The 13,201-nt window shown below is 68.4% G+C and carries 12 protein-coding genes; 4 read left to right on the top strand and 8 right to left on the bottom strand.

Annotated features, from left to right (window positions below; genetic code table 11):
• Nucleotides 1-13: 13 nt before the first annotated feature.
• The 4 genes from malQ to G6N35_RS07675 are packed head-to-tail and all read left to right on the top strand — an operon-like array spanning nt 14 to nt 4,003.
• Nucleotides 14-2,152 carry a 4-alpha-glucanotransferase gene (gene malQ / locus G6N35_RS07660; RefSeq protein ID WP_163803713.1) on the top strand — a complete coding sequence of 713 codons (2,139 nt, stop codon included), beginning with the start codon at nt 14-16 and terminating at the stop codon, nt 2,150-2,152.
• Between the two features lie 9 nt (nt 2,153-2,161).
• Nucleotides 2,162-2,662 carry an NUDIX hydrolase gene (locus G6N35_RS07665; protein WP_163803714.1) on the top strand — a complete coding sequence of 167 codons (501 nt, stop codon included), beginning with the start codon at nt 2,162-2,164 and terminating at the stop codon, nt 2,660-2,662.
• Nucleotides 2,663-2,672: 10 nt separating this feature from the next.
• Entirely contained in the window at nt 2,673-3,551 is an 879-nt protein-coding gene (locus G6N35_RS07670) for an LLM class F420-dependent oxidoreductase (RefSeq protein ID WP_163803715.1), read from the top strand.
• Entirely contained in the window at nt 3,548-4,003 is a 456-nt protein-coding gene (locus tag G6N35_RS07675; RefSeq protein ID WP_163803716.1) for a nuclear transport factor 2 family protein, read from the top strand. The genes G6N35_RS07670 and G6N35_RS07675 overlap by 4 nt, the downstream gene beginning before the upstream one ends.
• A 1-nt stretch (nt 4,004) precedes the next feature.
• Here the strand turns inward: G6N35_RS07675 and G6N35_RS07680 are convergent, their stop codons facing one another.
• From G6N35_RS07680 to G6N35_RS07715, 8 genes are all read right to left on the bottom strand, one after another.
• Complete coding sequence (locus G6N35_RS07680; protein WP_163803717.1) at nt 4,005-5,420, bottom strand: mechanosensitive ion channel family protein; 1,416 nt, start codon at nt 5,418-5,420, stop codon at nt 4,005-4,007.
• Nucleotides 5,417-7,495: an adenylate/guanylate cyclase domain-containing protein gene (locus tag G6N35_RS07685; protein WP_163803718.1), complete on the bottom strand. Its 2,079-nt coding sequence runs from the start codon at nt 7,493-7,495 to the stop codon at nt 5,417-5,419. The genes G6N35_RS07680 and G6N35_RS07685 overlap by 4 nt, the downstream gene beginning before the upstream one ends.
• A 135-nt stretch (nt 7,496-7,630) precedes the next feature.
• Nucleotides 7,631-8,668 (bottom strand): isopenicillin N synthase family dioxygenase, encoded by a 1,038-nt coding sequence (locus tag G6N35_RS07690; RefSeq protein ID WP_163803719.1) that lies wholly within the window; start codon nt 8,666-8,668, stop codon nt 7,631-7,633.
• Nucleotides 8,665-9,255 (bottom strand): hypothetical protein, encoded by a 591-nt coding sequence (locus tag G6N35_RS07695; RefSeq protein WP_163803720.1) that lies wholly within the window; start codon nt 9,253-9,255, stop codon nt 8,665-8,667. Before G6N35_RS07695 ends, G6N35_RS07690 begins: the two co-directional genes overlap by 4 nt.
• The gene (locus G6N35_RS07700) at nt 9,252-10,274 is read right to left on the bottom strand and encodes an allantoicase (protein WP_163803721.1); all 1,023 of its coding nucleotides are present in this window, start codon (nt 10,272-10,274) and stop codon (nt 9,252-9,254) included. The genes G6N35_RS07695 and G6N35_RS07700 overlap by 4 nt, the downstream gene beginning before the upstream one ends.
• Entirely contained in the window at nt 10,271-11,020 is a 750-nt protein-coding gene (locus tag G6N35_RS07705; RefSeq protein ID WP_163803722.1) for an aspartate/glutamate racemase family protein, read from the bottom strand. Before G6N35_RS07705 ends, G6N35_RS07700 begins: the two co-directional genes overlap by 4 nt.
• Nucleotides 11,017-12,351 (bottom strand): allantoinase AllB, encoded by a 1,335-nt coding sequence (allB, locus tag G6N35_RS07710; protein ID WP_163803723.1) that lies wholly within the window; start codon nt 12,349-12,351, stop codon nt 11,017-11,019. Before allB ends, G6N35_RS07705 begins: the two co-directional genes overlap by 4 nt.
• A gap of 2 nt (nt 12,352-12,353) precedes the next feature.
• The gene (locus G6N35_RS07715) at nt 12,354-13,199 is read right to left on the bottom strand and encodes an N-acyl homoserine lactonase family protein (RefSeq protein WP_163803724.1); all 846 of its coding nucleotides are present in this window, start codon (nt 13,197-13,199) and stop codon (nt 12,354-12,356) included.
• Nucleotides 13,200-13,201 lie beyond the last annotated feature (2 nt).

A 13,201-nucleotide genomic window follows, 5' to 3' on the forward strand; every position in this document is an offset into this window, starting at 1 on the left:
CAAGATGACAGCCATGACACAGCTGGATGCGTCGCTGTCCGAACTCGCCCGCCGGTTCGGCGTGGCCACCGACTATCACGACTGGACCGGCCGCTACGTCCCCGTCGAGCGGGCCACCCTGGTCGCCGTGCTGGCCGCTCTCGGCGTCGATGCGACGACCGAAGAGAGCTGTGCTGCAGCACTTTCCGAGCATGATCGGCAGTATTGGTCGCGCGATCTTCCGCCGACGATCGTGGGCCGGGCCGACGCCGAGACGTCGTTCTGGGTGCACGTCAGCCACGGCGAGCCCGCCCATGTCTGGGTGCGCCTGGAGGACGGGACCGTGCGGTCCGGGGTACGCCAGGCCGACAACTTCACCCCGCCGTTCGACCTGGATGGACGGCTGGTCGGCGAGGCGACGTTCGTGTTGCCACCCGATCTGCCGCTGGGCTACCACAGCGTGCACCTGAGTTCGGGCGGCCGCGAGACCAGCACTGCGCTCATCATCACCCCGGCATGGCTGGGGCTGCCGCCGCGGCTCGGGTCGCGGCGCACCTGGGGCCTGGCCACCCAGCTCTACAGCGTGCGGTCGAAGAACTCCTGGGGCATCGGTGATCTGGCCGACCTCACCGACCTCGCGGTGTGGGCAGGTGCCCGCCACGGCGCCGGGTACGTCCTGGTCAACCCGCTGCACGCCGCCGCACCCACGGCGCCGATGGAGCCTTCGCCGTATCTGCCGACCTCGCGTCGGTTCGCCAACCCGCTGTATCTGCGGGTCGAGAACATTCCCGAATTCGCCTACCTGCCCGGCCGCAAGCGGGTGTGGAAACTGCGCGCGGGTATCCAGTCCCGGGCCGCCAAGCTCGACGGCATCGACCGCGACGCGATCTGGACCGCCAAACGCGCCGCCCTCAAGCTGGTCTACCGGGTCCCGCGGTCGGCCGGCCGCGAGCTCGCGTTCCAGGCGTACCGGCAACGCGAAGGCCAGGCGCTGGACGACTTCGCCACCTGGTGTGCGCTGGCCGAGAAGTACGGCGGCAGCTGGCATGACTGGCCGGCCGGTCTGCAACATCCGGGTAGCCCCGAGGTCGCCGAGTTCGTCGAACGGCATGGGCGCGCTGTCGATTTCCACCGCTGGCTGCAGTGGCAACTCGACGACCAACTCGCCGGCGCGCAATCCCAGGCGGTGCGTACCGGGATGCCGCTGGGCATCATGCACGACCTGGCCGTGGGCGTGCACCCGGACGGGGCCGACGCCTGGTCGCTGCAGGACGTCCTGGCGCTCGGCGCGACCGCCGGTGCCCCGCCCGACGAGTTCAACCAGCTGGGCCAGAACTGGTCGCAGCCACCGTGGCGACCGGACCGGCTCGAAGAGCTTGGCTACCAACCCTTCCGGGCTCTGATCGCGGCGATCCTACGGCACGCCGGCGGAGTCCGGATCGATCACATCATCGGACTGTTCCGGCTGTGGTGGATCCCCGACGGCGCAGCCCCCACCCAGGGCACCTATGTGCGGTACAACCACGACGCGATGATCGGCATCGTGGCGCTGGAGGCCCACCGGGCCGGGGCGGTGGTCGTCGGTGAGGATCTGGGCACGGTCGAACCCTGGGTGCGCGACTACCTGCGCGCGCGCGGCATCCTGGGCACCTCGATCCTGTGGTTCGAATTGGACCGCGACGGTGGTGGCGGCCCGCTGCAGGCCGAACGCTGGCGCGAGTTGTGCCTGTCCTCGGTCACCACCCATGACCTGCCTCCGACTGCGGGTTACCTTGCCGGAGAACACGTCCGGCTCCGCCACGAACTGGGGTTGCTCACCAGGCCCGCCGAGGAGGAGCTGGCCGACGATCGCGCGGAGCAGGCCGGCTGGCTGGCCGAATTGCGCCGGGTCGGTCTGCTCGGCGCCGACGCCGACGAGGAGAACGTCATCACCGGCCTGTACCGCTACCTCGGCCGCACACCCTCACGGCTGCTGGCGTTGGCACTCACCGACGCCGTCGGGGACAAGCGCACCCAGAATCAGCCAGGAACCACCAACGAGTATCCGAACTGGCGGGTGCCGCTCACCGATTCGCACGGCACTACCCTGCTGCTCGAGGACGTGCTGACCGATCCGCGGGCCGCGGCACTGGCCGACGCCCTGCGGCAGTCGATCGAGCCGCTGCCCGACTAGGCTGCCCGGGTGCCGAAGTTCAGTGCCGGGGTGCTGTTGTACCGGGTCTGCGGCGACGTCGTCGAGGTCCTCGTCGGCCATCCCGGCGGCCCGTTCTGGGCCCGCAAGGACGACGGTGCCTGGACAATCCCCAAGGGTGAGTACGAGCCGGACGAGGATCCCTGGGTGGCCGCGCGCCGCGAATTCGCCGAAGAACTGGGGATGGCACTGCCCGCGGGCGAACCGATGTCGTTCGACCCGGTCAAGCAGCCCAGCGGCAAGGTGCTCACGGTGTTCGCCGTGGGCGCCGACCTGGACATCGCGGCGGCCCGCAGCAACACCTTCACCCTGGAGTGGCCCCGCGGCTCGGGACGCCTGCAGGAGTTCCCCGAGCTCGACCGGGTCGCCTGGCTGCCGGTCGCCTCGGCCCGCCGCAAGCTGCTCAAGGGCCAGGTGGTGTTCCTGGATCGGCTGATGGTCCAGCCTCATCTGGTGGGACTGTCCGAGGGTCCGGCCGATCTGCGCGGTTAGCCTCCACGGTGTGAAGTTCGCCGTCGTGGCGCCCGTCGGCGCCGGGGTCACCGCCGATCCGGTGTGGATCTCGGAGTTCGCCCGGCACCTGGAAGGCTGCGGTTTCGAGTCGATCGTCGTCGTCGAGCACACCGTGCTCATGACCCGCTACGACAGCGTCTACCCATATGACCCGAGCGGCCGCGTCGAACTGGCGGCGGACTGTCCGGTGCCGGACCCGTTGGATCTGCTGGCCTTCCTGGCGGGCCAGACCACCACGCTGGGACTGGCCACCGGTGTGCTGGTGCTGCCCAACCACCATCCGGTGGTGCTGGCCAAGCGGGCCGCCACCGTCGACGCCCTGTCCGGTGGCCGGTTGCGGTTGTGCGTCGGGGTGGGCTGGCTGCGCGAGGAGGTTCAGGCCTGCGGTGTCGACTTCGACAGCCGGGGCCGCCGTGCCGACGAGCAGATCGAAGTACTGCGCGCGCTGTGGGCCGACAACCCGGACGGGGTCAGCCACCATGGCGAATTCTTCGATTTCGACGCGGCGACATGCTATCCGAAACCTGCTGCCGGCCAAAGCGTTCCGATCCACATCGGTGGCCACAGCCGGGCTGCGGCGCGCCGGGCCGGCCGGCTCGGAGACGGTGTGCAGCCCCTGGGGGTGACTGGCGACAAGCTCGCCACACTGGTCGGCGACATGCGGTCAGCGGCGCGGGACGCCGGCCGCAACCCCGACGATCTCGAACTGTCCCTGGGGCATCTGGTGACCAAGGTCGACCTCGAGAGGGCGGGGCGGCTGGCCGAGGCCGGCGCCGATCGGTTGGTGCTGGCGATGCCACCCGGCAGCGACCTGGCCGAAGCCAAGGATCAGGTCTCGGCCTGTGCGCAGCGGCTGGGTCTGAGGTGAGCCTGGCGGTGGCCGACCGGCTGGCCCTGTCGGATCTGGTCCACCGGTATGCGGCCGGTATCGATGACGCCGCGGTCGAGGTGGTCGCCCAATTGTTCACGGCGGCCGCCGAATTGGTGCTCCCCAACCCACCCGAGGTGCTGACGCCGGTGCAGTCACACCGCGGCACCGACGGCATTCGCCGCGCACTGCAGTCGGTAACCCAAGTGGGGCGCACCCACCACAGTCTGGATTCCGAGGTCTACGACGCCACAGCGATCTCCGGCACCGCCCGCGGGCGGGTGGCTGCGACGGCACACCATTGGAACCGGCGCGAGGACACCATCACCGACCTGGTCTGGTACCTGCGCTACGACGACGACTACGTTCGCACGTCCGCCGGGTGGCTACTGGCGCGGCGCCGGTTGACCATCGACGCAATCGAGACCCACCCGGCGCGACGGCTGCGCTGAGTCAGCGCAGTGCCTCCGCCGCCTGGCCAAGCGCGTCTTTGGCGGCCTTGCGGCGCATCTCGATGGCTTCACCGATCTGGCGCGCCAATCGCGGATTGTCGTGCACCACAGCGTTCATCGCGTCGCGGTGCACCGTCACCAGGGTGGTGTCGGTCAGCGCGACCACGCCGGTCAACATCCGCTGCCGGGTCAGCGACGTCTCGCCGATGTAATCGCCAACGCCGAGGCGACCCAGGGCCAGTTCCGTTCCGTCCGGGGCGCTCACGAACAACCGCACCGATCCCGCCGTGATGAAGCCCACCGCCTCCGGGGTGCTGTTGACCGGCTGGATCAGCTCACCTTCGGCGTAGAGCAGCCGGCGGGCGTGCCGGGCCATCACCGCCACCACGTCCGGAGCCAGGCCCAGGTTGGCGGCGATGCGCTGCAGCTGGGCGTCGACATAGGCCGCGGTGGCCTTGGGTTTCGCAGCGACGCCGTCGAGGTGCAATCCGCCACGTTGTGCGGCATACCAGGCCCGATGCAGCAGAAGGCTTTTGGTACGCGATTCGTCGGCGGGTGAAGCGACCGGCACCAGTACCTTGTACTTTCCCTCGCCCTGCGGAACCACTTTGGGCGGCACCGTCAACAGCCGGGTCGGCAGACCATTGGCCACCGACAGCAGGGCCGCTGTCACCTCACCCGGCTGGTCACCGGCACCGAAGCTCAGCACAGCACTGGCCTGGAACGCCGCGCCCTGGACGCGGCTGAGGTTGGTGAAGGAGCCGGTGGCCAGCATCGCGTTCGGCACGATCTGGATGCCGTTGCCGGTGTCGATGTGGACCGCTCGCCAGTTGACCTCCACCACGCGGCCTTTGGCTGCCGAGGTGTCCAGCCAGTCGCCGATGCGGAAGGGCTGTTCGAACAGCAGCAGCAGCCCGGCGATGACCGGGCCGACAGCCGTCTGGACGGCCAGACCGATGACGATCGACGTCACGCCCACGGCGGCGATCAAGCCGCCGATGTTGGCGCCCCACACCCACGACAGCAGCAGGGCGATGCCGAGGATGATCAGCACCAGCCGACCGAGGTCGATGAAGATCCCGGGCAGACGCTCGCGCCAGCTGCCGGCCCTGGCCTCGCCGAAGAGGGCGGCGTTGGCACCGGACAACAGCATCAGCATGATGAGGAAGCCGAACACGGTGGCCGCGATCTTCGACCAGGTGGCGTGGGTGTCGGCATGCTCGAGCTGCGAGATCAGCAGATAGACGGCACAGGCGGGAAGCACCCAGTTTCGCAGCAGCGCAACCGGTTTGGCGTAGGTGCTGTCGCGCCTGGTCAGGTATCCGTGCAGCTCGTTGAGCAGCAGTAGGGCCAGCGGAAGTCCGACGACGATGCTCAGCGCCGGCCAGAACCAGGACTGCCCGGTGACGCCGCTCATGCCGGCTGCCGGGATCCCGCGTCGAGCCGCCACACCGGCTCGGTGCCATTGGCTCCGGTGACCGTGCCGGCATCGGAGAACGTGTAGATGCCGACGACGGCTTCATGCACCCGGTTGCTCACGAAGATGCCGGGCGCCTTGGTGGCCGAATGCACCCGGTTGGCCAGATCGACGGCTTCACCCCACAGCGCGTAGATCTTCGAGCGCTGTCCCAGCAGCCCACTGGTCACCGGCCCGCTGTCGATCCCGGCCCGGATGGCCAGGCGGGCGTCGTGCTGGTCGTTGAAGCGCGCCACGATCTCGGTCACCTCTTTGGCGAAGGCGATGGTGCGGCTCGCGTGGTCGACTCGGGGTACCACCAAGCCACAGGTCGCCAGCAGGCCGTTGTCCTGCATGCTGCGCACCTGTTCGACGCCGTTACGCTCGGCGGCCTCGTCGAACGCCTCCACGAGCGAATTGAGGATGGCCACCGAGTCCTCGCTGGGCATCGAACGGGAGAACTCGTCGAAACCGAGTATCTGTGCGTAGATGACCGAGACGTCGCGGTAATGGGTGCTGATGTTCTCCTCACCCTCCCGGTAGCGCTTGGCCACCGGTTCGGGCATCAACGTCGCCAGGAGCTCGTCGTTCTCCCGGCGTTGTTCCTCGATGAGGTGCTGCTTGGTCTGCAGGCTGGTGCTCATGTCGTTGAATGCCGAAGCCAGCTCGCCGATCTCGTCCTGCGCGGTCACCGGCACGCTGATGCCCAGATCGCCGGCGGCAACCCGGCGTACCGCGGTGGACATCCTTTTGATCGGGCGGGTCAGAATGCGGCTGAAGAGCAGTGAGAGCAGCGAGACGATGAGCACGATCGCCGCAGTCGACAGCGCGATGTTGCGGGCGAACGTGGTGACCGGAGCCAGTGCCTCGGACCTGTCGATCTTGGCCACGATCACCCAGTCGAGGCCCGGGATCTCCACCGGCGCGTAGGCGGACAGCGTGTCGGTGCCGAGATAGCTGGTGGCCGTCATGACACCGGACTTCCCGGCCAATGCCGCGTTGACCGGTTCGGTGTCCACCGGCTGCAGCAGGATGCTGTCGCGGGTCTTGACCTCCCGGTCGGCGACCTCGGGCGGCGTACCGTGCTCCACGACCAGTTCCCGAAACTTCTGCGGGTCGGCGATCAGCATGCGCGACACCGACCGCATCAGCTTGTCCGGGCCGGCCAGGTAGGTCTCCCCGGATTCGCCGAGCCCGTCGGCCTGCCACTTGCCCGAGCCCGTCATGACCTTGTTGATCTCGGATGGTTCGAGCTGCAGGGCCAGTACCCCGTGGATACCGCCAGAATCACCGACGGGGGTCAGCACCCACGGCGTGGGGACGCCGTAGGCCGGCGCATATTCCTGGAAGTCGGTCATCACCACGTCGTCGACGGACGTCGACCGCATGGTCTTGCGGTAGGCCTCGGCGAGGGCTGTCGTCTGATAGGTCCCGGTGAGCACGTTGGCGCCGAGATCGACGCCCTTGTAGGCGGTGTAGACGACGGTGCCGCTGGTGTCGAGCAGCAGGACGTCGTTGAACCCGAAACGCTTGGCGAAGTCGGCGAAGAACGGTTGATACCGGGCGTCGGCAGCAGACCACGCGCTCGGATCGCCTGCGCTGAGCATCGCCGCGGCAACATCGAAGTCGCCCTTGGCCGGCACGGTGTACAACGCCTGCAGGTAGGTCTGCGCGTTCGAGGTCGGCTGGTAGAGCTGGGGGTCCGCGGTGCGGCCGGTGCCCTTGGCCAGTTCGGGACCGAACACATTCGTGTAGTAGGCGCCGACGGCGGCCTGCGCACCCGGCGGCAATGGCGCCTTCTGCAACTCGTCGAAGGCGGCGCCGAAATCCTTGACCGCGCTGATCGCCGCTGAGCTGTGGGTCAGCACCGTCGCCGCGTTGATGATGCCGTCGTAGAACGCCGTGATCTCACGAGCCCGCGACTCCCGCAGCTGCGTCAGTCGCTGGTACTCGGCGCTACGCAGCGAATTCGTACCCGACAGATAGCCGATCAGGCCCGCCACGAGTACCGACACCACGCTGACGGTGAGCAGCATCAGCAACAACTTGGATTGGAAGCCCAGCGACCGGACCCGTTTGGATGAAAGAGTGTCCGACAACCGCCCCACCGGCGGACCCCCGATCTGCTAGCTCAGTCGCTGTAGTGCGGATGCTAGCGCACCGCGGGACCGTCAGAGACGCGACTGCAGGGCCTGCTGCCCGAAGGTGCCGGTTTCCAGCGAACCTTCAGGCAGCACGAGGTCGCCGGATTCCAGCCGGGTACGCAGATAGGCGAACGTCTGCGCGGTCTGGGCGAACAGGTGCTCGCCGGCCACCAGGGGTGTGCGGACGGGCCCGCCGGCGGATTCGAACTGGGGCAGCGGTCGGACGACGGTGTGGTAGTCGACGTTGAAGAACAGCGGGAAGGAGTAACGCTCCTCCTTGACCTTTCGCACCCGGTGCGAGGTCGCCACGAACGCACCGTTGGTCCACAGCTCCAGCAGGTCGCCGACGTTGACGACGTAGGTGCCCGGGATGGGCGGTGCGTCGATCCACTCCCCGTCGCCGTTGAGCACCTCGAGGCCCGGCGCTGTCGGCTTGAGCAGGGTGAAGCACTCGTAATCGGTGTGCGCTCCGATGCCCTGCACATCCTGGGCCTCGGGGTTGTGCGGGTAGTAGATCAGCCGTAGCTGGCTGGGCGTCTTGGTGGCGAACCTGGTGAACGTGTCGGGGTCCTCACCCAGTGCAATGGCGAACGCGCCCAACAGATCCCGGCCCACACCGAGGATGGCCTGATAGTAGTCGGTGACCGCACCGGCGAAGCCGGGAAGATCCGGCCAGACGTTGGGCCCCAGCATCGGGTTGCCCGCCAGGTGGTCCGGGTCGTCGGCGGGAAGATCCAGCGCGGTGTCGAAGGCCTCTTTGAGGTCGGTCTTGTCGCCGTAGAGTCCCTCCTCGCCGACCGGCACATATCCGCGGTGGCAGCTGGACAGGCCGATGTAGGACTTCATCTTCTCGGCCATGGGCAGGGCGAAGAACTCTTTGGTGGCGGCCAGCATCCGCTCGAAGAGGCCCTCATCGATTCCGGTTCCGGAGATGTAGAAGAAACCCACCTCCCCCGCCGCCGCGCCCAGTTCGGCGGCCACCCGGTCACGCTCGGCAGGGTCGGCCGACCGTAGTCCGCTGATGTCGATGACAGGTATCGATTGAAATGACGTCGTCGCACTCACAGTGTCACGCTTCCTTCTTGTTCTTCCACAGCCCAGGCGAAGTCGTCGTCGACTCGCAGCTGCCCCGACACCAGCCGGGGTAGCAGTGCCATACCCACCCGCCCGGAGTGGGCGGAGTCGGTGATGAGCCAATCGGTGCCGTTCACCACACCCAGCGAAATCTCGTCGCGGGCAGGACTTTTCACGGCCCAGCCGAATCGGCCCCCGACCCGCACCAGGATGGCCACCGCGTCGTCGGGGCCCGACATCAGCAAGCCCCAGCACGGTTCGAGCGGTTCGGTTTCGCGCTGCCAGTGCTCGATGTAGTCGGCATGGACGCCGACCTCGACCAGGGTGTCACCCTCCCAGCTCATCCGGCCGGCATCGGGCGGCCCGGCCGGTTGCAGGTCGATGGTCCTGGTCCATTCGAAGATGTCGTCGCGTTGGGAGAGCCGGCCGGCGAACCCCGCGCCGGGGCCCCGCAGGTCGACGAACGCCGACACGCCCTGCAGCCACAGCACCTGCGTCGTGGTGTCCCGCGAGCCGTCGGTGTCGATCAGCAGGGTGCGCCGCCACAGCCCACGACACTGCGAAACCTGCGGTGTCACAGCGCCTCGTCCCACAGTCGCTGCAGTTCGGCCATGCCGGTCTGGGTCGGCCGGCCCAGGGCCCGCACCCGCGCAAGCCCGCCGTCGGGGTAAGCCGCAACCCGGATCGCGGTGATGTCGGCGGCGTCGACGACGAAGACTCTCCGGGCATCCGGCAGCAGCACCGTGCGCGGTAGCACGGTCTCGTCGAATGGCAGTGACCAGTAGGGCCGGCACTGGCTCGGCCGGTCCCGCGTGCCCATGATGCAGACTTCCCGAGAGGCGTTGAACACGTAGTACGAGGTATCGATCTCGATGCGGTCCAGGTGGGTGGGAACCAGGAACGAGATCGTCACGGCGTCATGGGTGTCGGGCCCGATGTCGCGCCTGCGCCGGGCCTCCCAGCCGGCACCCATGTTCACCGGCCGGCCACCGGCGATCAGGGCTCTGGGATCGGAGTAGAACGTGTCGCTGCAATGCTCCACCCGGCCGCCCTGCTCAGCGCCGGACACCTCGACGGTGACGCCCGACCACAACCTCGGGTCCGGGATCGGTTCGCCGTGGGCGCGCAACCGCGCGACCCCGCCGTCGGAGTCGATGACCAGCTTCAGATGGGTGTACCGCCGCGGATCGTTGACTGAAATCAGGTTGTGTGCATCGGCTTTGAGCACGACGGCCGGGGCGAGCAGTCGCCAGGACGTGCTGCTGCACGGGTCTTCCCCGGGGTCCAGCGATGCGCCGTAGACGCTGGCACCGGTGGGATGGTTGCCGGTGAAGAACCGGGTGTCGACGTCGACGGTACACAGCCGGCCCGGCACCCCGAGCCGGATGATCACCCAGTCCCCCGCCGCGGCGTGCCGACGGGTCTCCCAGCCGTCGACCACCTCACCACGCAGGTCGAAGGTGCCTGGCACGAAGTTCGGTTCGGCGGGCTCGATCAGGTTCTCCTTGAACCCGAACGACTCATCGCTGGCCGCAACGACACTGCCTCCGACAGCTCGTGATGCCAGATCCAGTGCCGCACTGAAATCGATGTTCATCGGAGTCCCAACGCTGCGCTCATCGGCCAGTGCGACCGTGGATTGTCCGGTCCCGCCGCGTAGACGCCGGCTTTGCTCGTGGACAGACCGAGGCCGACCAGCATCTGGGCCAGACCGACCGCGGCGGCCACCCCGTCCACGCAGGGCACCCCCACCGTGGCCGAAATGGCCTCGGTGACTCCGGCCATCCCGGCGCAGCCCAGGCAGATGACATCGGCGCCGTCCTCGCGCACCGCGCGGGCGGCCTCGGCGACGATCGCAGCGACCGCACCGTCGGGGTCGGCGTCCACCTCGGCGGTGCCCAGACCGCAGGCCCGCACCGAGGCGCAGTGCGCGGCCAGGCCCGCCAGCAGCAGCCGGTCCTCGATAGGTGCGATGGAACGGGCCAGCGTGGTCACCACCGAGAACCGCCTACCGATGAGGAGGGCGACGTGGGCGGCGGATTCGGCGATATCGAGGACGGGAACGTCCAGCATCTCCTGCAGCGCGTCCTTGCCGTGTTCCCCGAATCCGGCCAGCACCACCGCGTCGGCGTCAAAGGTGCCCTCGGCCAGCGCGGTGGCCACGACATCCATCACCCCGACGGCCGACAGGTAGCTTTCGGCGGCGGAGTCGATGGCCACCGATCCGAATGCCGGCTCCGCAATGCCGATCTCGGTTCCGGGTGCCGCGGCGGCACGTGCTGCGGCGGCGATCTCGGCGGACATCGACGTCGAGGTATTCGGGTTCAGGACAAGGATTTTCACGCCCGCACTCCCCCGGTCGCCGACAGCAGATCACCACGGCTCTTGGTCTCGGCCACGCGACCGCCGCGCCACACCTGACGGACCGCACCGGTCAGCGTGGCGCCGTCGTACGGCGTGATCGGGTGCCGGTGGAGCAAGTCGTCGGCGTGCACCACCCAGCGCGCGTCAGGCTCGAACGCACAGAAGTCGGCGCGCCGCCCCGGCGTGATCGCCCCGCGATCGGCCAGACCGGCCAGCGCGGCGGGTGCCTGCGCCATCCACCGGCACACATCGGCGAGCCCGAACCCGAGTGCGGCGGCCTGGGTCCACACAGCGGGCAATGCGATCTGCAAGGAGCTGATACCGCCGAATGCGCGGCCGAAATCCCCGCCGTCGAGATCCTTGAGTTCCGGTGCGCAGGGCGAGTGGTCGGACACCACCATGTCCAGTGTGTCCTCGGCCAGCCCTTGCCACAGCAGCCGCCGGTTCTCCTCGGCCCGGATGGGTGGGCAGGCCGCGAAGACGGTGCCACCGTCGGGTACGTCCTCGGCAGCGAAACTCAGGTAATGGGGGCAGGTTTCGGCGCTCACCGGTAGGCCAGAACGCTTGGCCGCTGCGAGAAGTGGCAGCACGGCGGCACTGGAGACGTGGACGATGTGGGCTCGGGCACCGGTAGCGGCGACGGTGTCGAGCACCATGCGCACCGCGTCGAGTTCGACGTCGTCCGGCCGCGACTGCAGGAACTGCCGGTAGCCACGGCCTGCAGGCGGTACACAGCCGGCCAGCACCCGGGCACTTTCGGCATGCACCAGCATCACCGAGTCCAGTTCGGCGACAACACTCATCGCGGTAGCGAATTCATCGGCGCCCAGCGGCGGGAAGTTCGGATTGCCCGACTCGGACAGGAAGCACTTGAACCCGAGCACCCCGGCCCCGGCCAGTGCGGCCAACGACGTCACGTTCGCCGGCACCACGCCACCCCAGAAGCCCACGTCGACCCGGCACGCCCCCTCGGCGGCCGACCGTTTGACGTCCAGGGCGGCCGCCGTCGTGGTCACCGGGTCGCAGTCCAACGGCATATCCACCACGGTGGTGATACCACCGGCCAGCGCTGCCGCGGTGGCACTGGCGAACCCTTCCCAGTCGGTACCGGGATCGTCGATGTGCACGTGCGTGTCGACCAGGCCGGGTAGCAGCACGAGTTCGGATCCGAGCACGGTCTCCTCGGCCGCCGGGAAAGGCTCGTCGAATTCCCCGATGGTGTGAATCACGCCGCCCTGCAGGCCGATCGAGGCCGCACGGACGCCCCCGCCGATCACCGCGCGCCGGGCGCGGATCACGTGGTCGACCATGCTCACCTCGGACGCACCGGCCCGAAGCGTTCCTCGAACCGGTGGGTCAGCTGGGGCCAGACGTGCGGATCATGACCGGGCACCAGTTCATAGCCCTTGTCGGCAGCCAGCTTCTTGAGCCGCCGGATCGGCTCGACCGTGTCGGCCGGGTCGACGTCGATGAACCCGCCGATCGGCAACTCGTGCTCGATGTTCTCGGTCAGATCGGCGGCATCGAAGGCGAACACGAATCCGCCACCCCCCACCGACTGGTCGAGCTCCACGACGAAGCTCTGGTGCCCCGGTGTGTGTCCGTAGGTCGGCACCGCGGTGATGCCGGGCGCGATCTCGGCGTCACCGTCGGCCAGCACCCAGTCGATGCGGGGATCGTCGAAATCGATGCGATTGATCGCATTGCGTTCCGGCTCAGGGTGATTGGACAGGCCGTACTCCAGCTCCCGGCGCTGGGCATGCACCGGAACCTTGCCGGCGAACAGCTTGAGCCCGCCGGAATGGTCGTGGTGCAGGTGGGAGAGCGCGACGACGTGGATGTCGTCGATGTCGACACCGATGTCGTGCAACGACTCCTCGATCGGTTCGCCAGGACCCGGCAGCACCGGGACGTACTCGACGGTCGGGAAGAACCGCCGGTACAGCGCCGGGTCCCTGATCAGCGCGGTGTTGAAGCCGGTGTCGAGCAACACCCAGCCGCCGTCGGTCTGCAACAGCACACCCGGCACCGGCTCCCGCATCCGCAACTCCGGCGGCGCCCCGTACACCGACACCGATTTGGGCAGCTCCTCCCAGCCCAGTGTCAGCAGCACTATCCGGCGAACCCCGGTCTTCGTCACGCCCTGTCCCGACGTCATCG

The sequence above is a fragment of the Mycolicibacterium anyangense genome, assembly GCF_010731855.1.
Taxonomy (GTDB): Bacteria; Actinomycetota; Actinomycetes; order Mycobacteriales; family Mycobacteriaceae; genus Mycobacterium; species Mycobacterium anyangense.